Source organism: Streptomyces sp. NPDC050549 (genome assembly GCF_040655035.1).
Classification (GTDB): domain Bacteria; phylum Actinomycetota; class Actinomycetes; order Streptomycetales; family Streptomycetaceae; genus Streptomyces.
The window spans coordinates 815,659-839,326 of the sequence record NZ_JBFAJD010000001.1 but is presented as its reverse complement, the minus strand read 5'-3'; the positions used below and the strand labels follow the sequence as shown (position 1 = coordinate 839,326).

At 68.4% G+C, this 23,668-nt stretch carries 20 protein-coding genes and 2 pseudogenes; 8 read left to right on the top strand and 14 right to left on the bottom strand.

The window, feature by feature from the left end; translation table 11 throughout:
* Nucleotides 1–69: 69 nt before the first annotated feature.
* From AB0I51_RS03800 to AB0I51_RS03770, 7 genes and pseudogenes are all read right to left on the bottom strand, one after another.
* Nucleotides 70–1,310, bottom strand: a pseudogene (locus AB0I51_RS03800) (IS256 family transposase).
* 121 nt (nt 1,311–1,431) lie between these two features.
* Nucleotides 1,432–2,301, bottom strand: a complete 870-nt coding sequence (locus tag AB0I51_RS03795; RefSeq protein ID WP_362971014.1) for a hypothetical protein — start codon at nt 2,299–2,301, stop codon at nt 1,432–1,434.
* Complete coding sequence (locus tag AB0I51_RS03790) at nt 2,289–2,966, bottom strand: hypothetical protein (protein WP_327312447.1); 678 nt, start codon at nt 2,964–2,966, stop codon at nt 2,289–2,291. The genes AB0I51_RS03795 and AB0I51_RS03790 overlap by 13 nt, the downstream gene beginning before the upstream one ends.
* A gap of 491 nt (nt 2,967–3,457) precedes the next feature.
* Nucleotides 3,458–4,516 carry an N-6 DNA methylase gene (locus tag AB0I51_RS03785; protein WP_362971012.1) on the bottom strand — a complete coding sequence of 353 codons (1,059 nt, stop codon included), beginning with the start codon at nt 4,514–4,516 and terminating at the stop codon, nt 3,458–3,460.
* An 87-nt stretch (nt 4,517–4,603) separates the two neighbouring features.
* Entirely contained in the window at nt 4,604–5,521 is a 918-nt protein-coding gene (locus AB0I51_RS03780) for an IS3 family transposase (protein WP_362971010.1), read from the bottom strand.
* Entirely contained in the window at nt 5,518–5,826 is a 309-nt protein-coding gene (locus tag AB0I51_RS03775) for a transposase (protein WP_033329589.1), read from the bottom strand. Before AB0I51_RS03775 ends, AB0I51_RS03780 begins: the two co-directional genes overlap by 4 nt.
* Before the next feature lie 548 nt (nt 5,827–6,374).
* Nucleotides 6,375–7,997: a serine/threonine-protein kinase gene (locus AB0I51_RS03770; protein ID WP_362971007.1), complete on the bottom strand. Its 1,623-nt coding sequence runs from the start codon at nt 7,995–7,997 to the stop codon at nt 6,375–6,377.
* Nucleotides 7,998–8,279: 282 nt separating this feature from the next.
* Between AB0I51_RS03770 and AB0I51_RS03765 the strand changes: the two are divergent.
* Nucleotides 8,280–8,945, top strand: a pseudogene (locus AB0I51_RS03765) (SDR family oxidoreductase); the annotation flags it as partial.
* Between the two features lie 83 nt (nt 8,946–9,028).
* Here AB0I51_RS03765 and AB0I51_RS03760 read toward each other — a convergent pair.
* From AB0I51_RS03760 to AB0I51_RS03750, 3 genes are read right to left on the bottom strand one after another with little or no spacing between them, the layout of a single operon-like run.
* Nucleotides 9,029–10,195 (bottom strand): thiolase family protein, encoded by a 1,167-nt coding sequence (locus tag AB0I51_RS03760; RefSeq protein ID WP_362971005.1) that lies wholly within the window; start codon nt 10,193–10,195, stop codon nt 9,029–9,031.
* Nucleotide 10,196: 1 nt separating this feature from the next.
* A complete protein-coding gene (locus tag AB0I51_RS03755) occupies nt 10,197–10,868 on the bottom strand; it encodes a 3-oxoacid CoA-transferase subunit B (protein WP_362971003.1) in 672 nt (223 codons plus the stop codon).
* The gene (locus tag AB0I51_RS03750; protein ID WP_362971001.1) at nt 10,865–11,608 is read right to left on the bottom strand and encodes a 3-oxoacid CoA-transferase subunit A; all 744 of its coding nucleotides are present in this window, start codon (nt 11,606–11,608) and stop codon (nt 10,865–10,867) included. The genes AB0I51_RS03755 and AB0I51_RS03750 overlap by 4 nt, the downstream gene beginning before the upstream one ends.
* Before the next feature lie 307 nt (nt 11,609–11,915).
* Between AB0I51_RS03750 and AB0I51_RS03745 the strand changes: the two genes are divergently transcribed.
* Nucleotides 11,916–12,509, top strand: a complete 594-nt coding sequence (locus AB0I51_RS03745; protein ID WP_362970999.1) for a CGNR zinc finger domain-containing protein — start codon at nt 11,916–11,918, stop codon at nt 12,507–12,509.
* A gap of 35 nt (nt 12,510–12,544) precedes the next feature.
* Here the strand turns inward: AB0I51_RS03745 and AB0I51_RS03740 are convergent, their stop codons facing one another.
* On the bottom strand, nt 12,545–13,393 hold the full coding sequence (locus AB0I51_RS03740) for an MBL fold metallo-hydrolase (protein WP_362970997.1): 849 nt from the start codon (nt 13,391–13,393) through the stop codon (nt 12,545–12,547).
* Between the two features lie 219 nt (nt 13,394–13,612).
* On the opposite strand from AB0I51_RS03740, the gene AB0I51_RS03735 reads away from it, so the two are divergent.
* The 3 genes from AB0I51_RS03735 to AB0I51_RS03725 all read left to right on the top strand — a co-directional run bounded on the left by AB0I51_RS03735 (nt 13,613) and on the right by AB0I51_RS03725 (nt 16,856).
* A complete protein-coding gene (locus tag AB0I51_RS03735; protein WP_362970995.1) occupies nt 13,613–14,788 on the top strand; it encodes an alpha/beta hydrolase in 1,176 nt (391 codons plus the stop codon).
* A 2-nt stretch (nt 14,789–14,790) separates the two neighbouring features.
* Entirely contained in the window at nt 14,791–15,708 is a 918-nt protein-coding gene (locus AB0I51_RS03730; RefSeq protein WP_362970993.1) for an alpha/beta hydrolase, read from the top strand.
* 239 nt (nt 15,709–15,947) lie between these two features.
* Nucleotides 15,948–16,856, top strand: coding sequence for an AraC family transcriptional regulator (locus AB0I51_RS03725; RefSeq protein ID WP_327312457.1), 909 nt, complete (start codon nt 15,948–15,950; stop codon nt 16,854–16,856).
* 338 nt (nt 16,857–17,194) lie between these two features.
* On the opposite strand, the gene AB0I51_RS03720 is transcribed toward AB0I51_RS03725, so the two are convergent.
* Both AB0I51_RS03720 and AB0I51_RS03715 read right to left on the bottom strand, forming a co-directional pair.
* The gene (locus AB0I51_RS03720; protein ID WP_362970991.1) at nt 17,195–18,115 is read right to left on the bottom strand and encodes a nuclear transport factor 2 family protein; all 921 of its coding nucleotides are present in this window, start codon (nt 18,113–18,115) and stop codon (nt 17,195–17,197) included.
* Nucleotides 18,116–18,192: 77 nt separating this feature from the next.
* Nucleotides 18,193–18,975, bottom strand: coding sequence for an MBL fold metallo-hydrolase (locus AB0I51_RS03715; RefSeq protein ID WP_362970989.1), 783 nt, complete (start codon nt 18,973–18,975; stop codon nt 18,193–18,195).
* 303 nt (nt 18,976–19,278) lie between these two features.
* Between AB0I51_RS03715 and AB0I51_RS03710 the strand changes: the two genes are divergently transcribed.
* Nucleotides 19,279–20,103 (top strand): AraC family transcriptional regulator, encoded by an 825-nt coding sequence (locus tag AB0I51_RS03710; RefSeq protein WP_327312460.1) that lies wholly within the window; start codon nt 19,279–19,281, stop codon nt 20,101–20,103.
* A 113-nt stretch (nt 20,104–20,216) separates the two neighbouring features.
* On the opposite strand, the gene AB0I51_RS03705 is transcribed toward AB0I51_RS03710, so the two are convergent.
* Nucleotides 20,217–21,068, bottom strand: coding sequence for an MBL fold metallo-hydrolase (locus AB0I51_RS03705; protein ID WP_362970986.1), 852 nt, complete (start codon nt 21,066–21,068; stop codon nt 20,217–20,219).
* A gap of 96 nt (nt 21,069–21,164) precedes the next feature.
* On the opposite strand from AB0I51_RS03705, the gene AB0I51_RS03700 reads away from it, so the two are divergent.
* A complete protein-coding gene (locus AB0I51_RS03700) occupies nt 21,165–22,205 on the top strand; it encodes a helix-turn-helix domain-containing protein (protein WP_327312462.1) in 1,041 nt (346 codons plus the stop codon).
* Between the two features lie 378 nt (nt 22,206–22,583).
* A complete protein-coding gene (locus AB0I51_RS03695; protein ID WP_362970984.1) occupies nt 22,584–23,582 on the top strand; it encodes an AraC family transcriptional regulator in 999 nt (332 codons plus the stop codon).
* The last annotated feature ends 86 nt before the right edge of the window (nt 23,583–23,668 follow it).

Here is a 23,668-nt window from a genome sequence, read left to right as displayed (position 1 = left end):
CCGGCAATTGCTCCTCGTCGTAGAGGGATCGGGAGACCTCGGTCGTGTCCCTTGTCGTGGTGTAGCCGATCATCCGGCGGTCGTGTTGGTGGTGTTGGGTAGCGCGGGGGCGCTTTCGGGTCGCTCGGCGGGGTAGAGCTGGTCCATGCTTCCCTCGGGCAGGTAGCGCCGGGGGAAGGCGATCCACTCGTCGTGCAGTTCGAAGAGCACGGCGGTGACCAGCCGCAGGAGAGCATCGTCGTTGGGGAAGACCTGGACGACGTCGGTGCGGCGCTTGACCTCGCGGTTGATCCGCTCCAGCGGGTTCGTGGACTGGATCTTCTTCCAATGTCGCTCGGGGAAGGCGGCGAAGGCGGTCAGGTCGTCCTTCGCCTCCAGCAGCATGTCTTTGACCTTGGGGAACTGTTTTCCGAGCATGTCGGCGACAGTGTCGAGCTGGGTGCGGACCGCATCCGCGGTGGGCTGGGCGAAGATCGTGCGGATCGTGGCGGCGGCCATCTCGGCGGCTTCCTTGTTGATCACGCTGAACACGTTGCGCAGGAAGTGAACCCTGCAGCGCTGGTAGGCGGCCCCGAGCATGACCTTGCGGATGGCTTTGACCAGCCCAGGTGGTGGTCGCCGATGACGAGCCGGACCCCGGTCAGACCGCGTTCGCGCAGGTGACGCAGGAACTCGGTCCAGAACACCTCGGTCTCGCTGTCGCCGACCATCACGCCCAGCACCTCCCGGCCGCCGTCCTCGGTGATCCCGGTGGCGATCACCACGGCGCGGGACACGATCTGGTGCTCGACCCGCGCCTTGCAGTAGGTCGCGTCCAGATAGACGTACGGGAAGCGGACATGGTCCAGGGGCCGGGCACGGAACACGGTCAGCTGGCCGTCCAGGTCCTGGCAGATCCGCGAGACCTCGCTCTTGGAGATCCCGGTGTCCGCGCCGAGGGCCTTGACCAGGTCGTCGACCGACCGCGTGGACACGCCGTGGACGTAAGCCTCCATGATGACCGCATACAGGGCCTGGTCGATGCGGCGGCGCCGCTCCAGCAGAGCGGGGAAGAAGCTGCCCGACCGCAGCTTGGGGATCGCGAGGTCCAGGTCGCCGGCCTGGGTGCTGAGCGTCTTGTCGCAGTGGCCGTTACGAAGCGCGGTGCGCATGTCGGTGTGCTCGTTCCACTCCGCGCCGATCCGGACCGTGGCCTCGGCCTCGATCAGCTCCTGGAGCATCCGCTCGGCCACATGGCGGACGAGTTCGAGCCCATCCGCCGAACGTAGTGACTCAAGCAGCCGGAGTAAGTCATGCTGAGACAGGGCCATCCTGCACCTCCCGCGTTGAACTGCCCGTTCACTACGGAGAGTTGCACGATGGCCCGCCTTGCGGGCAGGGAGCGAGAACCCATCGGCATACGCCCCCGGCGCACTCCCTAACCTTGATCGGCTACACCACGTCAAGGGACGCCATCGAGACCTCCTGGCAGACGAACTGGGTTAGCCCCAGGACCGTCAGGCGTAGATGATCCCAGCCGCGGGCGAGGGTCACCACGTCCACGAACCGTTCCCTACTCGGGTCGTCCGTGACGTGCGACAGCGCGTTGCGTCGTGGGCCGAACCGGCTGAAATGGCTGTTGAGTTGGGTGCTGAGGTACTGCGGGAGCAGAGGGCGTGACTCCTTGAGCAGCTCGTTTATGGCCGGGCTGCCTTGCCCCATGGCCGGCTTGAGTGCCTCGGCTATCCCGTAGCCGCGCCAGTATGTGGATGTCTGCATCATCTCGGGCCACGGCTCTGCCATGGCCTCCAGTACGAGGACATGATGCGCAAGCCCGATGAAGGCCGATCTGATGTTCGCGTCGTCCGGTAGCGCTGCCGGAGCGACGGGCCACTCGTAGCCGGGCGAGCCGATGATGCTGGCAAGCGTCCATCCGATGATGACTGGGCTCAGGTCCGGGGGCAGCGGTGTGGTGAGACCGGGCACTTCGGCGAGCGCACGCCGCAGTACGTTCGCTGCCAGCGCGGCGCCCAGTTCTCGGTCTTCTCCTGTGGTGCGCAGTCCGGCCAGGATCCAGGTGGCCAGCTGAGCATGCTCGATCCTGGGCAGCGCGAGGCTGCTGACGTTGTCGGCGTCGGTCGACGGCAGCAATACTTCCCAGTACTCGTTGTACGCGTCAGCCGCAGTGCTGAGCCACGCATGGTCGTAGCCGATCACGGCGAGGCGGTCCTCCAGAACGTCGCGGCGTGCCTCGTCGGCGGCGAGCAGCCGGTACAGCTCGGCGTACACAAGCGGTGAAAGCTCGCACCTCAGCTCGTCCATAGGACCTGTTCCAGCTGTTCGGCCAGCGGTACGTCCGGCTCGGCGTCGCCGTCGTAGTCGAAAGCTTCTCGGGGGATGGGGAAGCTTTCGATGTCCGCGCGCCTCACGGAGGGCACGGTCGACCCGCGCAGGAGGATCCGCCTGGTGGCCTGCCCTTCGCGCCCGTTGAGGTAGTGCGCCAGGGCCGGCCCCTGCGCTTGGTCAAGCAGGCGCAGGACGAAGACATGCGGATCTGCCACGCCCGGGCGCTGGGCAACGGTGGCATAGGAATAGTCGCCCAGGCCCGCGATGAGGAGATCTCCGGGAGCGATGACGGTTGCCCCGGAGGTCTCCGGTTCAACCCATCGGCGGGGTGGCTTTCCGGCGAGGGAACTGACGTCCACCACCGGCAGGGTTCCCGGCACTTCCTCAGGCGCTTCGGCATTCCGGGTCGATCGGGACCGTGCGAGTTCCCGGATGAAGGAGCTGAGAGGCTCGCCGTCGCTCAGGAGGTCAGGGCGGGGCGTCGCAAGCGTGATCGCCCAGTCGTTCCGGACACGAAGATCCGCCGTGGCCCACCAGGTCGACTCCGCGGGCGCCTCCGCCTGATGGGTTCGCTCCTCGATCCGGGCGAGTGCCTGGCGTAGTTGCTGCGTGTGCGCCAGAGGCGGCACCGGCAGCGTCATGTCGAGCAGATCCGTTGTCTTGACAGCTCCCGTGGTCGACCCTGCCGCCAGGAGCGCCCGCCGGGCACACCCGCTCTGGCTGTTGAGTACGGCCCAGATCCACAGGGAGTCGACCGGGGCGAGGGGGCGCAAGGCCGTGAACCGGGAAGAGAACAGTGCCCCGTTCAGCCGGTCGTCGATGAGGAGTGCCGGGCCGGATGCCGACGGGGGCACCAGGACGTCACCTCTTCGCAGCCCGTGCAGGCCGACGGCGAAGACGCTCCCCTGGTACTTGGTGCTGCGCCGACGGATGGCGCCTGTTGACGCCGCCACATTGGCGGGCGTGATGACGGGCGACCCAGCCTTTGTCACCGTGTCCGGCGGCAGACTCGAAGCAAGCTCGCGCAGGGAAGCCAGCGGTGCCTGCGTCGGCCACTGGAATGCGGAAGAAGCCAGCCTGACCGGGTCCCATCCAGGTCCGACCCTGCGCAGGTCAACGACCAGGGACGTACTCATGACTGCCCCAGGCCGCGCGGAGTGGCTGCAGGATTAATGAAGGCGAGTGCTGCGCTCAGAGCCGCGCCCTCCGGCTCCAATTGGTTTTCCCAGTCGTCGCCGAGCTGCGCGACGAATGTCTCCGCCGGCTCCTTCTTGTCAATCGTCATGAGTACGGAAGTGGCTGCCGTGCCGGCCATGGCTCCCCTGGGCAGACCAATCAAGGCCGCCACGTGAAACTCATTGGCCAGAAACGTCCGATACGACGCATAGCGCTCCGACCAGGTGAACCAGCTCGCCACATGGAACACGGCGCGCCCGCCCGCGTTCAGCGCCCGCAGGCTCTTGTCGACTGCTGCGACGTCACCGTCGGTGGTCCTCGATCCGTCCAACAGCGTCTGGTGGTCAGATGAGCGGACACGAAGAGGCGGCGCCGTGACGATAACATCAGCCCCCACGAATTCCGTGCCGAAAGCATCGGCCTCGTCGATTGTCACGGGTAGCGGGGCGCCGTTGCCGATACTGGCGGCTAGGCCGGCGAGTCGTGGATTGATCTCGTAGCCGACGAACCGGGCCGGGACATCCACTCGGGCGGCACGGTCGAGAACGGCCCACAGGAACGAGCCGGTCCCGCAGAACGGGTCCAGGACGGTCCCCGTCACACGCTGTTCGGCCAGCGCGGCAACCGCGGAAGCGATCACGGGGTGGGAACTGGATTCAGAACTGCCGCGGGAGGCAAACTCGATCAGTGCCGAACGTTTGGCACGCCACAGCACATCCGGTCGCACAGGAAGAAGCCCGCCGTCCGGCAACTCGATACCGGACTGCTCCGTCTCTGCCAGGACCGTCCGGGCGGGAAAAGCGTCGCCGGCACGCGCCCCGGAACTGCGAAGACGATCGGCCTCGAACCAAAGGCGCTGCACCAGCAGGGACGTCGCGAGCTCCTCGTCGGTGAGCAGACCCCGCGCACCGTACTCAGGAGGCGTCGGACCATCGACAGGCTCCAGGGACCGGACACCGCGGTCGGCCTTGAACCATTCGCCGTTGACAACTGCGTAATGGTCGACCGTACCCATGACGTCCCGGCTACGGGCAAGGCCGGGCAGAGCCAGCTCGGGCCGCTTCAGCCGTCTGAGGTTCCCCCGTCATGCGGGAGGTGCTGATCAGCTGGTCAGCAGGGGTTGATCGGTGTTCAGATTCGTTGGTTCGGCCGTCGCCTGCTCGGCGTAGTGCTTCTCCTCGAACTCGATCGGGCTGAGCCAGCCGAGCCGTTCCTGGATGCGGCGGGAGTTGTAGAAGCCGTCGATGTATTCGAAGAGCGTGAGGTTGGCCTCGGCCCTCGTGGTGAAGGTGCGGCCGCGGATGCATTCGGTTTTGATGAGCATCCAGAGGTTCTCCGCGAGGGCGTTGTCGTACGAGTCCCCGACGGACCCCATGGATGCTTCAACTCCCGCTCGCAGCAGCCGGGTTGTGAGCTTGATGGATGTGTACTGACAGCCGTGGTCGGCGTGATGGATGAGCTTGCCGGGCTCGACCTCACGGAACGCGAGCGCGTACTCCAGGGTGGTCAGGACCAGGTCGGCGTCCGCGCGGGCAGAGGTCTCCCACGCGACCACCCGGCGGGAGAAGGCGTCCCGGATCGCCGAGAGCCACAACGGCCCCTCGCCGGTGGAGATCATCGTCAGGTCGGTGACCCACAGCCGGTTCGGCGCCGGTGCGGTGAAGTCCCGGCTGACCAGGTCCGGGGCGAGCGTGGCCTTGGGATCGCGGCGCGTGAAGCCCTTCCGCCGCGGGCTGACGCCCGCGATGTCGGCCTCGCGCATCAGCCGCTCGACTCGCTTGCGGCCCACGCGCGTGCCCTCGCGTTTGAGGACGGCGTGCACGCGCGGCGAGCCGTAATTGCCGCCGGACTCGGCGTGGATCTCCTTGATCCGCTCGGTCAGCTCGACGTCGCGGCGCCGCCGTTCGCACGGCTCCTTCTCCGCGCGGCGCCAGCGGTAGTAGGTGGAGGAGGCGATGTGCAGTTCCCGCAAGACGCACTCGACTCCCAGGCGGGGATGCTCGTCGAGGAGCGCCGTCACCTGGGCCGGGTCGGGTCGAGTTGCGCCGCGAAAAACGCAGACGCCGTCCGCAGCACGTCGTTCGCCCGCTTGAGCTGGGCGTTCTCCTTACGCAGCGCCACCAGCTCGGCCCGCTCGTCGGTGGTGAGCCGGTCGTCGCGCTCGCCGGCATCGGCCTCAGCCTGCCGGATCCAGCCGCGCAGGGCCTCGGGATGCACACCGAGGTCGACGGCCAGCTTCTTGATCTGCGGCTTCGGGTCGGAGGTCCGGTACATCCGCACCGCACGCTCACGCAACTCCAGCGAGTACTTTCTGGGAGCAGCCATGGTCGATGTTCCTCTCATGAGAACCATCTGACCCTCTGTCAACACACTCCGCATCTCGGGGGAACCTCAGTCCGCTCTTTACCTCGACAACTGCCCACGGCACCAAGTCCCCATCGGCGTTGGCGGCCCAGGCCAGCACATCAGGCCGCAAGCTCGACAGCTTCTCAAGACGCGGCTGCACCTGCAGAAGCGTGTAGCCCGCAGCTCGAAGCACGGACCGTACGTCAGCCGCCCCCACGTTCCTGTCCGACACCGTCCCCCCTCTCCCGATCAAGCCAGCCGAGAAAGGTATCGCGCCCACTCGACCACTACAACCCGAAGCCGCCGTCGCTCTTCCAGGACAGTGGCACGTGCCCTGCCGAGTGCGGCTGGCAAGGGCGCGCTACTCAGGAATCGACGATACCTGCAGCTCGGATTCGCCCCCCAAGGGTTTGTTCAGCAGATAAACATGCCATCTAAACTGAGGAAATATGGGGTGGTGGCCGCCAGCGGTCGTAGCGGTGGCCGATCCGACCATCCGCGGCTTCAGCGGCGTGGCCGTCCGGGCGCTACTGGTAGACGGTGGTGATCGGTTCCGAGACGCTGGCTCCGCTGCCGGGAGCGGCGTACGAGATGGTCCACACGGCGGCTGTCTTGTTCGGATAGCCGTACAGGTAGCCGCCGTTGTCGCACCCGTAGTTCAGGCGCTGCCCCGCCAGCGTTGCGGTGCCACCACCGGCGAACGAGCAGCGGGCACCGTTGGTCAAGACGAGGGTGATCGGTTCGATGTCGGGTCCGCCCGGCATGTGGTTGTTGTTGCCGGGAAAACCCTCGGGGACCGACAGTTCGACCATGCGGTCGGAGGCTCCGTCCAGGCACAGTGCGCTGGTGTCCGAGGGATTGGAGTCCGGGGAGAAACAGGGGTCGAGGATCCGGTCGCCGGCGGTGCAGCGCCAGGCGTCCGTGCGCATCGTGGATTCGGCGGTCCCGAAGCAAGAGCCGCTGGCACGGTCGGTGATGGTGATGCCGGTTGCCGGGGTGCCGCCTGGGGACCAGGGGCTGAGGGTGATCACCTGGGTCTGCGTCGGCGCGGACGACGCCGCGGCGGTCGGGGTCTGCGACTCGGTGACGGCGGAACGGGCGGGAGGCGACGTGGTCCCAGCCGGTGTGGCGCCAAGGGTGGAGCGAGCCGCGGCCGGCTGCGGGGAGTGGGTGGCGCGCGCTGAGGCGTGGCCCGGGTCCAGCGCGAACCAGGTCCCTGTGGCGGCCGCGGCGAACACGGTGGCCGCGACGACGATGAGCCAGGCGCGGCTGTAGGGAGGGCGTATCGTGGAAGCCGGCCATGCGGGGTCTTCGACGGTCGGGGGATGCCACTGCTCGGCGATCAGGTTCGGGACCTCGGTCGGCCGGTCATGGACATTCCCGAGGACCTGAGTCGCCTGCTCGCCAAGCAGCTCGGCGGTCTTCTGCGCCACGACGGCGGACGACGGCCGATGGCCCGGGTCTTTGGCGAGGCACGCCGTCACCAGGCTGAGCATGTCGTCGGGGACACCGTCGAGGTCCGGCTCGGCGCTGAGGACGCGGAAGGCGACGGCCTCGGCGTTGCCGGTGCCGAAGGGGTGGCGGCCGGTGGCGGCGAAGGCGAGCAGCGCACCCCAAGCAAAGACATCACCTGGCGGCCCGGCGGTGCCGTCTCGGTAGTATTCGGGGCTCAGCCAGCCCGGGGTCCCGGTGAGCATGCCGGTACGGGTGACAGCGGTGCCGTCGGCGACGTGAGCAATACCGAAGTCCAGCACCCGCGGCCCGTCCGGGGCCAGGATCACATTCGCGGGTTTCAAGTCGCGGTGGACCACCCCGGTGGCGTGCACGGCCGTGAGCGCTCCGGCCGTCCCAGCGGCGAACAGGTGCAGCTGGATCCCGGCCAGCGGCCCGTGCACCGCCGTGTGCTCTGCGAGCGTCAAGCCGGGTACGTAGGCCGTTGCCAGCCACGGGATGTCCGCGTCGGGATCGGCCTCCAGCAGCGGCACCAGACACGGACCCGACACCCGCCGCAGAACCTGCACCTCGCGCCGGAACCGGGCCCGGAATTGATCATCCGCGGCCTGCCCGGTGTGCACGGCCTTCACCGCTAGCCGCTCGCCCCGCTCCCCGACCGCGGCGTACACGGTGCCCATCCCACCCGCGCCCAGCACCCCGACCACCCGGAAGCGCCCGATCCGAGCCGGGTTGGAAGCACGACGAGCAGCAATCCGCGACACCGACAAGACCCCCGCCGAGAGCGATTGTGGACGAGATGTGAACCCTAGCGGGGATCGGGGACGCCACAAGTCTGTTGCCCTCGGATGGGATCCGCCCACGCCTTGCTCCCCCGGTCTGCGCACGACATCCGGCCCGCTCCCCACCATGCTTGCCACACGCCCGCCCAGCGGTGGGACTGTTGCTGCTCCGCACAGAGCCAACCACGCGCTCTCTAAGGCGGCAGCCGGGGCATCGGCAAGGCGCTGGTGGAAGAGCTGTACGTACGCGGTGCGCCCAAGATCTACGCCACGGCCCGCGACCCGCACACCGTCACCCACCCCGACGCGGTCCCGGTGGCCCTGGAGGTCACCGACCCGGCCTCGGTCGCAGCGGCCGCCGCGCAGGCGCAGGATGTGACCGTGCTGATCAACAACGCCGGTGCCTCGGTCGGCGCGTCCTTCCTCGACTCCCCCGTCGACGACGTACGCCGGGAGTTCGAGACCAACTTCTACGGCCCGCTCCTGGTGGCCAGGGCCTTCGTGCCCGTCATCGAGCGGAACGGCGGCGGCCACCTCCTCAACGTGCACTCCGTCCTGTCCTGGATAGCCCTCGGCGGCTCCTACAGCGCCTCCAAGGCCGCCCTGTGGTCGCAGACCAACTCCCTGCGCCTGGAGCTCCAGCCGCGCGGCATCGCCGTGACCGGCCTGCATGTCGGCTACGTCGACACCGATCTGACGACAGGCGTCGACGCCCCCAAGTCCGACCCCCGCGACGTTGCCGCACTCGCCCTCGACGGCATCGAGACCGGCGCCCACGAAGTCCTCGCCGACGACATCTCCCGCCAGGTCAAGGCAGGCCTGGCCGCCGACCCCGCGGCACTGTATCCCCAGCTGGCCAAGTGACCCCCTGCACGCAAGAAGACGGGGCATGCCCACCCAGGACGCGCGTCTAAGCCGCGGGCTTCGGCCCGCGGCTTGAACGCCCTTCACCTCTCGAGCACGACAGCGAGACCTTGGCCGACGCCGATGCAGATGGCCACGACCGCGATGCCGCCGCCTCTGCGGGCGAGTTCGTGGGCCGCGCGACCGATGATGCGTCCTCCGGACGCTCCGAGCGGGTGTCCCATCGCGATGGCGCCACCGTGCGCGTTCACCTTCTGAGGGTCGAGGTCGCTCCACAGTCGCAGACAGGCGAGCGACTGCGCCGCGAAGGCTTCGTTCAGCTCGACCAGATCGACGTCGGCCCAGGTGCGCCCGGCGCGGGCGAGCGCGCGGTTGGCCGCCTCGACGGGTGCGACTCCGAAGACGTCGGGGTCGTTGCCGAACGCCGCGCGGCCGGCGATGCGGGCGAGGGGTTCGCCGTCGAGCACTCCCTCGCGTGCGACGAGCACGGCGGAGGCGCCGTCGTTGATGGGCGAGGAGTTCCCGGCGGTCACCGTGCCCCCCGCGGTGAACGCCGGGCGCAAGCCGGCGAGTACCTCGACGGTGGACTCGTCGCGGATGCTTTCGTCGCGGGCGAGGTGGTGGCCGTCGACCTGGACGATCTCGCGGTCGAAGACGCCGTCCGCCCATGCCCGGGCAGCCAGGCGATGACTGCGCGCCGCGAACACGTCCTGTTCCTCACGTGAGATCCCGTGGATGCCGGCGAGCTTCTCGGCACTCTCACCGTTGGAGATCGTCCATTCCTTCGGCAGGCGCGAGTTGACCATGCGCCACCCGATCGACGTGTTCCACATCGTCTGGTTGCCCGCGGGGAAGGCTTTGGTGCTCTTCTCGACGACGTAGGGCGCGCGGCTCATTGATTCCACGCCGCCCGCGAGCACGACGTCGGCGTCTCCGGCCTCGACGGCTCGTGACGCCTGGATGACGGCCTCGACCGAGGACCCGCACAGGCGGTTGACCGTGACTCCCGTGACCGAGGTGGGGAATCCGGCGAGCAGCGCGCCGAAACGTGCGACATCGCGGTTGTCCTCGCCGGCCTGGTTCGCATCGCCGAAGATCACGTCGTCGATGCGCGCGGGATCAAGGCCCGTGCGCTCGACGGTCGCGCGCATGACGATGGCGGCGAGATCGTCGGGGCGTACATCGGCGAGGCCTTTGCCGTACCGTCCGAAGGGGGTGCGGACGGCGTCGTACACGAAGCTCGCGGGCATGTCAGACACCTTCCAGGAATGCCGCAGCGTCGGTGGCGTCGGCGAGGTTGAGGCCGGTCAGGGCGGCCAGGGAGTCCACCGTGTTGTCGCCGAACGTCTCGCGCACGCGCAGCCCGTCGGGCGTGACGTCGAGCACCGCGTGATCGGTGTAGATGCGGGTTACGCAGCGCACTCCGGTCAGCGGGTAGGTGCAGGCGGCGACGAGTTTCGGCGTGCCCTGCTTGGTGAGCAGGTCGGTCATCACGTAGACCGACTTCGCGCCGATCGCGAGATCCATCGCTCCGCCGACGGCGGGAATCGCGCCGGGCTCGCCGGTCGACCAGTTCGCGAGATCGCCGGTTTCTGACACCTGGAAGGCGCCGAGCACGCATACATCCAGGTGTCCGCCGCGCATCATCGCGAAGGAGTCGGCGTGGTGGAAGTACGCCGAGCCCGGCAGCGCGGTCACTGGCTGTTTGCCGGCGTTGATCAGGTCGGGGTCGACGGTGCCGGGCTCGGGCGCGGGCCCCATGCCGAGCATTCCGTTCTCGGTGTGCAGGACGAACTCCGTGTCGCCCGGCAGGTAGTTGGCCACAAGGGTGGGGGCGCCGATACCGAGGTTCACGACCGATCCCTCGGGGATGTCGGCCGCGATGCGACGAGCGAGGTCGGTGCGGCTGATGCGTGTGCTCATCGGCTCTCCTCCTGTGCCAGCGGGCTCCCCTCGATGTCGACTCCGCCGACGAACGCTCCTTCGTCGAGCCAGCGGCGTTCTCCCACGGCGACGACGTGGTCGATGAAGATGCCGGGCGTCACAACGGTCTCGGGGTCGATAGCGCCGAGCGGCACGATCTGGTCGACCTGGGCGATGGTGGTGGCCGCCGCGGCCGCCATGATCGGGCCGAAGTTGCGGGCGGTCTCGCGGTAGACGAGGTTGCCCCAGCGGTCGGCCCGCAGGGCGCTGATCAGGGCGACGTCAGCTCGGATCGGGTATTCGAGCACATAGTCGCGGCCGTCGATCGTGCGCACCTCCTTGCCCTCCGCGAGTTGCGTGCCCACGCCTGTCGGCGAGAAGAACGCGCCGATGCCGGCGCCGGCGGCGCGGATGCGTTCGGCGAGATTCCCCTGCGGCACGAGCTCCAGCTCGATGTCTCCAGCACGGTAGAGACCGTCGAACACCCACGAGTCGCTCTGCCTCGGGAACGAGCAGATGATCTTGCGTACTCTTCGCGCCGCAAGGAGTGCGGCAAGACCCGTGTCGCCGTTGCCCGCGTTGTTGTTGACGACGGTCAGGTCGCGTGCTCCATGGGCGATGAGTGCGTCGATCAGCTCCACCGGCTGGCCCGCGCGGCCGAATCCACCAATCATCACGGTGGCGCCGTCACGGATTCCCGAGACGGCGGCCGCGGTGTCCTCGACGGTCTTGTCGATCATTGTTCCTCCACGCGTTCGGGCATCGCGCGACCTCTCAAGCGATTTCACATAGCCAGCCCGCGTGGGGAAGGTGCATGAAAATCGACACCTTTCGATGCAGGCATAGCATCTATGCCTATGTCATATCACGCCGTGAGCGCCTTGGGCAGGCTCGATGAGCGTGAGGTGCAACGCCCCCGGCCCTACACTCACCGCGCGATGCCGGGGGCTCGCCGGTGCGTCGAACGCACGGCGCCGCCGTTAGGGTCTCCTCGGGGGCGATCTCGCTCTCCTCGCGAATGAAGACTGGAGCTAATAAGCTATGCCTATGTCTGAACTCGCGAGCGAACGCTATACCGACCGCATCGCCACCGGACCGCTCATCCTCGTCCAGGAGGTCCTGAACACCCGCGCCGCCGGCAAGCCCGCACTCGAGGACCTGCTCTCCACGCCGGATTCCGCGACGTCGTGGCTGTCCGGCGCGCTGGACGAATGGAGCCGACGTACCGGGGCGGAGGCGCCGACGATCGAGGTCGATGAACCGGGGCTGGTGCGGCTTCAGCAGCTACGCGCGTCGCTGCAGATGACGGTGTCGGGCGCGGTGCGCGACGCTCCGGTCCGATCCGCACCGAAGGGGGTGAGCGGCGCGCTGGAGGTGCGGATCGACGCCGATGGCGTCTTCTCGGTGGCGCCGCGCGGCAAGGACGTCGCGTGGGTCGTCGCGGCCGTGCTCAACGAGATCACGAACGCCCAACTGACAGGTACGTGGCGCCGCTTGAAGATGTGCCGCAACCGGGTCTGCTCGGTTGCCTTCTATGACGGCACGAACCCGAACAACGGCGTCTGGCATGACGTGCGCATCTGCGGCAACGCCGTGAACCTTCGGGCCTCGCGGCAGCGTCGGGCGGCCGCGCGCGCGTAGCGCGCCGCAGGCCACCCGACCGACGGGCCGCCTGCTCAGCCCTTCGCCGCCCGGCAGGAGCCCCACAGCGCACCGGGATTGATGCGCGAGGGGTGACGCTCCAGCATGTACTCGTAGAGTTCGAGGGTGCTGCCGGTGCGCCGCACCCCGGTGTTGAAATCGAGGATGTAGCGGCGGGTCTCCTCGATGTGACGGGGATCGTCATCGGCGGTCTGATCCTTGTGTCCCGCGACGATCGCGGTCGGCGCCAGCGCCTCGACCGTGTCGAGAGCCCTCAGCCATTCGTCCCGCCCGTCCGCGTCCGATGCCGCGAGCATGAGGTGCACGTTGTTGTAGATCACGTCGCCGGCGACGATCAGCCCCAGGTCGGGAACGTGCAGGCAGGTGGTGTTGTCGCTGTCGGTGTGCCCGAGGCGGACGGGGCGGACCTCCGCCCCGCCCACGGTCAGGACGTCGTCCTCCAGCGGTTCGGCGAGTACGAGCCGCTCGGGGATCTGCTCGGGGAACCAGGCGCGCCAGACCGCCTTGAGAACCTCCGGCGAGGACTGATAGGCCATGTCCTCGACGACCTCGGGAAGCGCGAAGGCGCGCGCAGCGGGGTACTGCTCCAGTACTGCTCCGAGGCCGAACCAGTGGTCCCCGTGGCCGTGTGTGACGTACACGCTCGTCACCGGAGCCGCCCGCTCACTGAGCCACCGCAGCAGGCCCTCCGACTGCGCGATCGTGAAGAGCGGATCCACCAGCAGCGCCTCTCCCCCGTTCGAGATGAGGATGCTCGACGTCGGCGACCAGGAACGCTCGCTCTGATCGGGCGGCACGTCGGAGTTGGTGGTCGGCATGCCGTCCGCGACATGCACGGCGTAGGTCAAGGCGTTCGACGTCATCGGTGGACTCCTCGGATTCTCTGATGGTCGCTCCCACTCCGGCCGGAACGCAGAGGAAGCCGGAAGGCCCGGTCCTCGTTCGGTCGATCACAGAGCGATGACATTGACGCAAGCATAGACCCTATGCTTACGTCATAGAGCTCGCGTCGGCCAAGGATCTCGAGAGCCACCGGCTCCGGTTCGTCGCCGCAAGAGAGCGATCGTCAAAGGAGACACGAGATGAACAGCCCAGCGACGCAGACGCCGACCGCGGTGCTCGTCCACGGATACCTGGACGACGGCGCCATCTGGAACAGCGTCCGCACCGTCCTCGACGAGCGGTCGATCCCCTCGATCGCGTTCGAGCTCGCCGGCATGGGTGCGCGCGCCTCGGACCACGGGCCGTTCACGCTCGCCCGCTGGGCCGACGACCTCGAGAGCATGCTGCGCGCGACGGAGGGCCCCGTCGTGCTCGTCGGCCACAGCATGGGAGGCCAGATCGCCGAGCTCGTCGCCGCCCGCCTGGCCGATCAGGTGCGTTCGCTCGTCCTGGTCAACCCGATCCCGCTGGCCGGCACTCACCTCCCCCCGGAGCAGATCGCCCCCTTCCAGGCCCCGGACCTCGGACTCGACGCGCAGCGCGCCTTCCGCGGCGCACTCGCCACCGCGTTCCCGGAAAAGGAGAACGACCGGCTCGCCCAAGTGACGCTGCACGTCGACCCGTCGACGATCTCCGACACGGCGACAGCATGGAACAACGGCCACCCGGACGGACAGCAGCCCAGCAAGTTCCCCGGGCGCGTCACCGTCCTGCGCGGCGAGAACGACCCCTTCGTCACGGAAGAGGTCGTCTCCGCGTATGTCGCGCCCCGCTTCCCCGGCGCCGCCTCCCAGACGATCGCAGGCGCGGGTCACTGGGCGCACGCCGAGAACCCGGCCGCGGTCGCCGCCGTCATCACCGAGGTCGTCGAGGACAGCGCGTCGAACTTCGCCGACGGCCGCCCTGCCAAGGCCTGGACGAGCGCGTTCGAGCAGCGCACCCAGGAGTCCTTCGCGGCGGCGCTCTCGCCGAACGTGCGGATGGAGGCGAGCGCGCTCGCCAAGCCGGTCGAGCGCAAGGAGCACGTCGAGGCCCTCATGTCCGCGGTGAGCTCCGTGTACGAGCGGCTCGAGTTCGTCCGGAAGGCACAGGACGGCCCGCGGACGTATCTGGAGTGGGAGGCCGCCGCCTTCGGCGGCTTCGAGATGAAGGGGATCACGATCCTCACGCGTGATGACGAGGGGCTCATCACGGAGATCGCCATCCACCACCGGCCCATCGGCGCCGTGCTCCAGATCAACGCGAAGGTCGGGGGACCCCTCATCGAGGCCGGCCTCATCCCCGCCGAGTACTTCAACTTCACGGAAGGCGAATGACCATGACCGAACGCATCAATGTGGAGTTCACGGCGGACGGGGGCGTGACGCTGCGCGGCTGGCTCTACCTGCCGGACGCCGAGGGCCCGCGCCCCGCGATCACGATGGCGCACGGATTCGGCGGCAACCGGGAGATGGGCCTCGACCCGTACGCGCGCAAATTCGCCGACGCCGGGTTCGTGGTGCTCGTCCACGACCACCGCACGTTCGGCGCCAGCGACGGCGAGCCCCGCAACGACGTCGACCCGTGGCGTCAGATCGCGGACTGGCGCCGCGCGATCAGCTTCCTGGAGGCTCGGCCGGAGGTCGACGCGGACCGCATCGGGGTGTGGGGTACGAGCTTCGCGGGCGGTCATGCGATCGTGCTCGGCGCGACCGACGTGCGGATCAAGTGCGTGGTGTCGCAGGTGCCCACCATCAGCGGATTCGAGCAGTGGCAGCGCAAGGTCCCGCCGGAGCGCATCGCCGCCTTCGAACTCGCCCAGGCCGAGGACGAACGCGCCCTGGCCGCCGGCGGTGAACTGCGGTACCAGACCTCCATCGGCGACGATCCGGCCGACCCGGCCCTGTACCCCAGCCCGGACGCCCTGCGGTTCTACCGTGACCTGGTTCCGCCGGGCCGCGAGAACAACACGGTGACGGCGCGCTCCAGCCGGGCTGCGCGGCTGTACGAGCCGGGCGTATGGATCACCCGGGTCTCGCCCAAGCCGCTCATGATGATCGTCGGGACCGGCGAGACGGTGATCCCGGCCGACATCCAGCTCGCCGCCTTCGAGCGGGCGCTGGCCCCGAAGGAGCTGGTGCTGCTGCCCGGCGGGCACTTCGACGCCTACAAGGTGCACTTCGAGGAATCCAGCGGCACCGCGCTGTCGTGGTTCCAAACTCACCTCGCCCCGGTCCCGGCCTCAACCGGCTCGTGAGACAGAGGCGGTTCCGGCCACTGCTGGAACCGCCTCCCCAGGCGGGTGACCGCCGCCGCCTCTCTCCCCGGCGGAGCGCTTCCGGAACGTGGCTGCCACGGTCACGCGCCACCTGGCACGGTCGGCCACGAGATGGGCCTCGTCGAGTGCCGTACCAACCCGTTCACCGCCGCCGTGTGTGTAGCCAGCGCGGACGTGCAGAAGACCCGTCGCGGGCGGCGGCTGTAGCGCTTGGGGCGGTGCAGGTTGCAGTGCTCGCGCCAGCATCTGAGGCGCGCCCGCGGCGATCGCGGTCCGCGAGCGTCCGCAGGACAGCCGGTTGGCGAGCGGAGAGTGCCTCGGAGGCGGCCTGTTTCTCCAGGCTCCGACCGCATCGCCGACACGGGGTCACGCCACAGCGCCCCGATTTCCACCACCTCATCACCACCGTCAGCGGGACGCTGAAGCAGGAGGTCGACTTCACCACGTACGACGCGATCCCCGATAGCTGGTTGTGGGTCCGTCCGGGGCAAGCCCAGAGGTGGGGGGACCTGAGCGAGGTCGAGGGGCATCTCGTGCTCTTCGAAAGCGACTTCCTCGATCCGGCCACGGTGGTCGCGGCGCGCTTGGAGACGCCGGGCAGCCCGGTGCAGTACGACGCCGTCGACGTCCACGGCGTCGATCTGGCGATCGAGCACCTCTGTCACGAGTTCGGTGCCGTCGGCGACAGTCCGCTCGACGTGCACATCGCCGTCCTGCGACACCTGCTGTCCGTGCTGGTGCTCCGGCTGGCCGACCAGCCGAGTGGGCTTCCCGGCACTACGGAAGACAGCGCCACCTTCCGCCGATTCCGCGAGGCGGTCGAGCGCGACTTCGCCAAGACCCGTGAGGTCGCTGACTACGCCAGAAACCTGAGCTACTCCCCGCGCACGCTCACGAGGGCAACCGCATCCGCGGTCGGTACCAGCGCCAAGGGGTTCATCGACGAACGAGTCATGCTGGAGGCCAAGCGCCGCCTGGCCCACAGCGACGAGCCCGCCGTCCGTATTGCCGCACACCTCGGCTTCAGCAGTGCCACCAACTTCAGCAAATACTTCCAATCCCGAGCCGGACAGAGCCCGATCCAGTTCAGGAACGCGTCCCGACAGGTCTCACGTCCGCAAAGGTGAGCCCTGACGCTACGGACGTGCCTCCTGCGGATTCGGCTCCCTCTTCCGGCAAGGGCGTGGCGAAACGAGTCGACTCCGGGGTCCACCCAGTGGGACGTGCATCACCGACCTGGCGGACTGCTTTCAGTCGTCGGCCCCTGCGGTGAGCTCCGTCCGCGTGTCCGGGCGAGGTCGCCGGGGCACACGGACGGACCGATGGGCGGCTCGCCGAGGGCCGTTCCGACCCGTGTGCCGCAGCGGCCGTGATCCGGCGTGGTGAAAGCGAGATCCCACCCACCAGCCGAGGAACCTACTGGAACGCAAAGGGGCGTTCTGTTCTCGTTGAACGCCCCTCAGATTCAGAACATCGTGTTGTCGTTGGCGGAAGTGGCCGGCACGTCCTGAAGCACGTCCCAGTGCTCGACGATCTTCCGGCCCTGTACCCTGAACAGATCCACGACCGACTGCCCGCGCTCGCCGGGCGCGTTCACGTAGTGACTGTGGACGGCGACCAGATCGCCCTCGGCGACAACGCGCTTGCGGGAGACGGTCAGCTCCGGGAACGCCCGGAAGAACGCCCCGAGCCCCTCCCGTGCACCGGCCACACCATCCGCGATGCCGGGATTGTGCTGGTGGTACCCGGCGCTCCAGTACAGGTCGAGCGCGGAGAGATCCTTGTCGACGATGAGCCGGTCGAATGCCTTGGTGACGAGCGCCTTGTTGGCGGCTGTGAGCGAGCGCGGACCAGGTTGCCCGGTCTGCGGCCGACTGACGGTGGAGAACATGTCGTTTCCGTTGACGCTGCCGTCGGGGACGTCCTGCAGGGTGTCCCAATGCTCGGCGATCTTGCCGTCCAGGAACCGGAAAATGTCCATGACGGCCGAGCCTCGACTTCCCGGCGTCAGTACGAGGTTGGAGTGCACCACGACGAGGTCGTTCTCGGAGATGACCCGCTTGACGTCGTACTCGGTGTCGGGGAACTGCTGATGCAACCCGGCAACGAAGTTCTTCAACGCCTCGGCGCCATCGGACGCGAGGGGGTTGTGCTGGATGTAGTCGGCCCGCACAAACCTGTCCACGATCTCGGTGTCACCCCGCTCGAACGCTTCCTTGAGGACGCGTACGGCAACGGTCTTCTGGTAGTCGAGCCGGGCGCCGCCGTCGACGTGCCCGATGGCGTGACCCGCGCTGACGGGCGGCGAGGCGAAGGCGGGTACGGTCGCGGCGCCCAGCAGGGCGGACGTGGCGACCGTGGCGACGAGGACGCGACGGGTGGTCATGCCCCGGCTGGGCATGTGGGAAGTCACGATGTTCCCTCTCTTGGGACTTGGGCGCTTTCCTGGAAGGTCGGACTGACTCAATTCCTGGGGCCGAACATGTAGGCGTTGGCGACGTCGATGAGGGCTGCGCCCTGGTAGGCGGGGTAGCGCTCGGTGATGGCCTTCTTGTAGGCGTCGCCGTCGTCACCGAGCAGCTCCCGGCCGGCGTTGACGTAGTCGGTGAGCTCGGCCCAGACGGCTGGGGTGGTCGGCTCGCCGTGGCCGGGCAGGATGGTGTCGTACTCGGTCTCGGCCGCGAAGCGGTCGATGTTGGCCTGCCAGCCGTCGAAGTCCTTGTCCAGGAACCACAGGTGGGTGTGGTTGTAGACGACGTCCTGAGCGACCAGGACACCCTCCTCGGGCAGCTTGATCACGAGGGTGGTGTGGATCTCGCCGCCGGTGACCTTCTCGAACACGAACGGGATGCCGTCGATGACCTCGGTGCCCGGGGTGATCTCCACGGTCGGAGTCATGTCGGCGAGCGGGATCGCGGTGCCGGTGGGCAGATCCGTCTTGGCGCCCATGGCGACGATCTCCGCGGTGGTCTCCGGCAGGGCGTGCACCGGGACGCCGAAGCGGGCCGCGCCCTGGTAGTGGTCCGGATGCGCGTGGCTGATGACGAGGCGGTCAAGGGGCTTGCCCAGGCTCTTGGCGTAGGCGACGACCTCGTCGGCGTAGGCCAGGACGAACTGCGCGTCGACGGCGATGATCCGCGACGGCGTCTCGATCAGCTGGGTGGTGACGCCCAGGCCGTCCTCGGGCGAGACGTAGCTGTGGATGCGGACCTGGCCCTTGTCGATGACCGTGAGGGTGCCGTGCATGACTGTGCTCCTGTCGGAATGTGGATGAGCGGTGATGAGGGGACGCGGGGAGGGTCGGATCGCTGACGGCCGGCTCGCGACCGGCTATCGGCCGCAACGGACACAGCTGGCTTCCCGCTGGCTTTCCACTCCACGGGCCCGCGCCCCTGGAACAACTCCATACTGGGCCGGAACCGAAGGTCCAGCGAGGTACGCTGCGGTCTCGTGATGGTCCACAGGCGACAAGCGCGGCAGAAGCATGGTCGGCGGGAGACGGGCCTGCCGAAGGTGGTTTTCCAACCTCCGGCCGGAACCCCTGCGGGCATGGAGGTCATGACCCTGGCCGACTTCCGCGACCGCACCCGTGACTGGCCCTGGCACATCGCCACCCCGCACCGGCAGGACTTCCACGCCCTGATGCTGGTCACCGCCGGCACCCTGCGCCACCGCGTCGACTTCACCGGGTACGTACTGCCGCCCGGTTCCTGGCTGTGGATCCGGCCCGGCCAGGTACACCAGTGGCAGAACCCCGACCAGGCCGAGGCCGTCCTGATCTTCTTCCAGGAGGACTTCGTCGCCCCCGAAACCGCGGAACTGGCCGGGCTCGGCACCGGCACCGCCCCGATGCCCTTGTACAGCCCCGATCCTTCGGAGGCCCCCGTACTGGCAACTGCGGCCGAGCAACTGGCCGCGGAGTTCTCCCAGTGGGACCGCCATCCGCTGCCGGTGCACACCGCCCTGCTGCACCGCCTGCTCGACGTCGTACTCCTGCGCCTGGCCCACCTGCAGCAGCACGGCCAGGCTGAGGAATCCGCCCCCGAGCCCTTCCTGCGCTTTCGCGACGCTGTCGAACGAGGTCTCTCCCGCACTCATCGCATCGACGACTACGCCCGCGAACTCGGCTACTCCACCCGCACGCTCACCCGCGCCACCCAGACCGCGGCGGGCCTCAGCGCCAAGGACTACCTCGACCAGCGCCTCACCCTGGAAGCCAAGCGGCTCCTCGCCCACGGCACCGAACCCGCCTCCACCATCGCAGCCCACCTCGGCTTCACCAGCGCCACCCACTTCGGCAAGTTCTTCCAACGCCACACCGGCCAGACCCCCCTGGCCTTCCGCGCCTCCCAACGTGCGTCGCCGCCTGCGTAGCCGCCCACGCCAGCTGACTGCGTGAACGAGTTCGGCGCGGGCTCCTTCGGGCGCCGGCCCGTTGGAGTCACGAGCAACAAATTCCATTCCCGTGGGCCAAAAGCCTGACTGGCTCAGCCTCCGAACACCTCCGGCGGCACGCCCAGTTCCTTGGGTCCGACAAGCCCGAACGAGGGGCCTCGGGTGAGCCAGAGCAGCATGGGCAGGGCACGGTCGGGGTGTCGGCGGCTCATTTCGCGGGCGATGTCGGCGACGGGTACCCGTGGCTTGGCCACCTCCTGGTAGTCCTCCAGCCAGGCGCGGGTGTCGTCGATCACCTCTTCCCCGCCCACCGGGCCATGGCCCGGGACCACGATCCGGTGTTCTCCCAGCGCCTGGACCTGATCCAGGGCGGTGAGCCATGACGCGGGGTTGTTGGTGTCCGCCATGTAGCAGTGCGAGTGGTGGTTGAGCAGGTCCCCGGCGATCACGGCTTGCGCGTCGGGCACGTGGAAAGCGGTCGCGTGGACCGTCTCGGCCACCGGGAGGTCCAAGAAGACCACCGGGTGCCCCTCCAGGGAATAGCTGTCCCCTGTCAGCGGCTCGGGCACCGGCATCTCGTCCGGGATCTGGTCGCCGTAGGCTTCCTGCCAGTGCAGGCGCTTGGCCGGCCACTCCAGGATCCCGTCGATGACGCCCTGCCGGGCCAGGATCGGGGCGCCCGGGAAGGCGGAGGCGATCTCACCCATGCCGCCGTAGTGGTCCGGGTGCGCGTGCGTGATGAAGACCGCCTTGAGCTGCTTACCGCTGTCACGGACGCGCTCGGCGAGTTCGCGTGCCTCGCCGATGACGAACTGCACGTCGATCAGAATCGCGTCGTGCTCGCCGCTGATGAGGACGCAGTTCGGCGACAGAGCCGCTTCGGAACCCGCGAACACATCGAAACGAAGCCCGTTCCGCTGCTCCGAGAAGATAGTGGTGATCATGGGTCACTCCTCTCTGACCGACCCTTTTCGCGCCACTCGATGCGTGGCATCCTCTGAGCCGTGCGGTAACGCTAAGGAAACCTGGGAATCCATGACATGACTGGGAGCGCGCCGTTTTCGGCACCACAGCGCAGCTACGAAGCCGAAAGGCGTTTCACCACGCTCGGCCTGGACCATGACCCGTGGGACTACTGGAGCGAGGTGACCCGCACGGCGTTCGTCGCCATGCGTGCGGCCGCACTGCCCGGCTCGGCTCCCGTCCCAGGTAAGCACGGCTTCGCTGCGTCCGCTGTCGCCCGGGTGACGGGCGGGCTGCTGGTCAGCACCATGCGGGCGGATCCGCATGAGGCCGCTCGTACGCCTGACCTGGTCAGGAGGGCGGCAGGAGAGGACTTCTTCCTGACGCTGCTCACCGAGGGATCGGCCAGGCTCCGGCAAGGCGACCACGCCGCCGAGATGGGTCCCGGCGACTTCGCTCTCGTGGACAGTGCCCACCCCTACGTGTTCCGCTTCGACCGCCCGTTCCGCTCGGTGGTCCTTCAGATACCCCGCGCGATGCTCACCTCCCGCTCCGCCGTCGCCGAGCACGTCACAGCCGTACCGTTCCGGACCACTCGCGGCACGGGCGCCTTCGTCAGCCCCGTCCTGCGCGCCCTGGCCGAACAAGGTCATGACCTCGGCGAGGCGACCACCGCATCCTTCACGAGGAACCTTCTCGATCTCCTGGCCACCGCGTGTGACGCTCTCGGCTCGGACGTCTCCGGGAAAGCGAGTGCGGCCGTTCACCGACGTGATCTTCGCCGGGCCAAAGCCCACCTCGCCGACCGGCTCCACGACCCCGGCCTCACGCTGCTGGCAGCCAGCCACGACCTGGGCTTTTCACTGCGCTATCTGCATGAGCTGTTCCGCGAGGCCGACACCACACCGCGCGCATGGCTCTATGCCCTGAGGCTCGACCGCGCCCGCGCCATGCTGTCGGGGGCCGGATACGACGCTCAGAGCATCAGCAGCATCGCGCTGCGCGTCGGGTTCAAGGATGCTTCCCACTTCTCACGGGCGTTCAAGTCCCGCTTCGGGACCAACCCCGCCACCTACCGCAGAACGCATCACACGTCGAAGGGCAATCGCGTCCGTTGACACGCCTGGCTGGGAGGTCTGAACGGTTGTCGGGAGCAGGCGTCCTCTCCGTCTGGAGGTGGCGCTGTGACGTACGCCTCGCGATGGTGGCCGCAGAGCCGTCGTGGGAAGCCCTGGCTGCCCAGGCGGACCGCGCCTACCATGCCGCTACGAGAAGGGCACCCCCATGAGCGGTTACAGCGAGCGCGAGCAGGAGGTCTTGGAGGGCCTGGACCTGCTCCTCCGCATGGACAAGGAGCGTGAGCAGCCGTCGCTACCGGATGCCGACCCGCGGGCGTGACCTCGGCCTGACGCCGGGCAGGTCGAACGGCCGTGGAACGGAATGACGATCGTCAGGATTCCTGTCTGTTTTTCGCTTGAGTGCTTACCATGCGACATATGAGCACTGGGGCTCTTCATGATCAAAAGCCGTACGCCACGGCGGCGGTCGAGCAGTGTGTCACCGACATCGATGAGGCGCGGTCCCTGGGCACGGATCTGTATCACGCGCATGATCTCGATGTCCTCGGCGACCGGACCCGCTTCGCTCTGCGACTCGCGGCGGTCCGTGTCGGGGCGCTCACCGTGGGGTGGCTGTCGTACGACACCGAGGTCCGGGTCGATGCGGCCGCGCCGGAGTCCGCCTACCAGGTCAACGTGGCCTGCACCGGCAGCGTGCTGACCCGGTCGGGCGAGGACCGGATGGTGACCTCGCCGCTGCGGGCGGCGGTGTACCGCGTGGACCGGGCGCACACGTTGCAGGGATGGGACCGGCCGTGCCGGACCTTCGGGCTCAGGATCGAACGCGATTTCCTGGACCGGCAGTTGGAAGTTCTGCTGGGGCACCGGGTGCGGTCGCCCATCGCCTTCGACCTACCGCTCGACCTCAGTGGGGGCCGGGGCTATCACTGGTGGGCGCTCGTGCAGGCGCTCGCCGGGCAGGTGCACGACCCGGACTGCCCGCCACCGCACCCCACACTGGCGGCGTCACTGGAGCACAGCATCGCCAGAGGTCTGCTGCTCACGGCCGGTCACAACTACCGGGCGGAGCTGGAAGCGCCGGTGACGCCCGCCCGGCCCGTTGCGGTGCGCAAGGCGGTCGACTACATCGAGAGCCGGCCTGAACTGCCGCTGACGGTGAGCGACATCGCCGACGCTGCCGGGGTCGGCGTCCGCGTCCTGCAGGAAGGCTTCCGGGCTTCCCTCGGCACCACGCCCATGAGCTATCTGCGCGATGTCAGGCTGGCCCGCGTGCGGCACGAGTTGCTGGAGGCCGGCGCCGCGGCGGAGGGCGTAGCCGAGGTCGCCTTCCGCTGGGGCTTCACCCACTTGGGGCGGTTCGCGGCACGGTACGCGGAGCTCTACGGGGAGACTCCGTCCCAGACGTTGCGGGGCTGACCGGAAAGGACCTGGGCGAGATCCGGCTCCGGGTTCCCGCCGTGCGCCGCTCCGCGTTTTCCGCCGCGCTTTCCGGATTGCCGGGT

Bases quoted from the DNA above. Each gene is read 5' to 3' on its own strand.
- AB0I51_RS03795 (WP_362971014.1), bottom strand. From the start codon at position 2,301: ATGGACGAGCTGAGGTGCGAGCTTTCACCGCTTGTGTACGCCGAGCTG.
- AB0I51_RS03760 (WP_362971005.1), bottom strand. From the start codon at position 10,195: ATGCCCGCGAGCTTCGTGTACGACGCCGTCCGCACCCCCTTCGGACGG.
- AB0I51_RS03735 (WP_362970995.1), top strand. From the start codon at position 13,613: ATGAACAGCCCAGCGACGCAGACGCCGACCGCGGTGCTCGTCCACGGA.
- AB0I51_RS03750 (WP_362971001.1), bottom strand. From the start codon at position 11,608: ATGATCGACAAGACCGTCGAGGACACCGCGGCCGCCGTCTCGGGAATC.
- AB0I51_RS03730 (WP_362970993.1), top strand. From the start codon at position 14,791: ATGACCGAACGCATCAATGTGGAGTTCACGGCGGACGGGGGCGTGACG.
- AB0I51_RS03700 (WP_327312462.1), top strand. From the start codon at position 21,165: ATGACTGGGAGCGCGCCGTTTTCGGCACCACAGCGCAGCTACGAAGCC.
- AB0I51_RS03715 (WP_362970989.1), bottom strand. From the start codon at position 18,975: ATGCACGGCACCCTCACGGTCATCGACAAGGGCCAGGTCCGCATCCAC.
- AB0I51_RS03710 (WP_327312460.1), top strand. From the start codon at position 19,279: ATGGAGGTCATGACCCTGGCCGACTTCCGCGACCGCACCCGTGACTGG.
- AB0I51_RS03740 (WP_362970997.1), bottom strand. From the start codon at position 13,393: ATGACGTCGAACGCCTTGACCTACGCCGTGCATGTCGCGGACGGCATG.
- AB0I51_RS03755 (WP_362971003.1), bottom strand. From the start codon at position 10,868: ATGAGCACACGCATCAGCCGCACCGACCTCGCTCGTCGCATCGCGGCC.
- AB0I51_RS03785 (WP_362971012.1), bottom strand. From the start codon at position 4,516: ATGGGTACGGTCGACCATTACGCAGTTGTCAACGGCGAATGGTTCAAG.
- AB0I51_RS03695 (WP_362970984.1), top strand. From the start codon at position 22,584: ATGAGCACTGGGGCTCTTCATGATCAAAAGCCGTACGCCACGGCGGCG.
- AB0I51_RS03775 (WP_033329589.1), bottom strand. From the start codon at position 5,826: ATGGCTGCTCCCAGAAAGTACTCGCTGGAGTTGCGTGAGCGTGCGGTG.
- AB0I51_RS03790 (WP_327312447.1), bottom strand. From the start codon at position 2,966: ATGACGCTGCCGGTGCCGCCTCTGGCGCACACGCAGCAACTACGCCAG.
- AB0I51_RS03745 (WP_362970999.1), top strand. From the start codon at position 11,916: ATGTCTGAACTCGCGAGCGAACGCTATACCGACCGCATCGCCACCGGA.
- AB0I51_RS03705 (WP_362970986.1), bottom strand. From the start codon at position 21,068: ATGATCACCACTATCTTCTCGGAGCAGCGGAACGGGCTTCGTTTCGAT.
- AB0I51_RS03720 (WP_362970991.1), bottom strand. From the start codon at position 18,115: ATGACCACCCGTCGCGTCCTCGTCGCCACGGTCGCCACGTCCGCCCTG.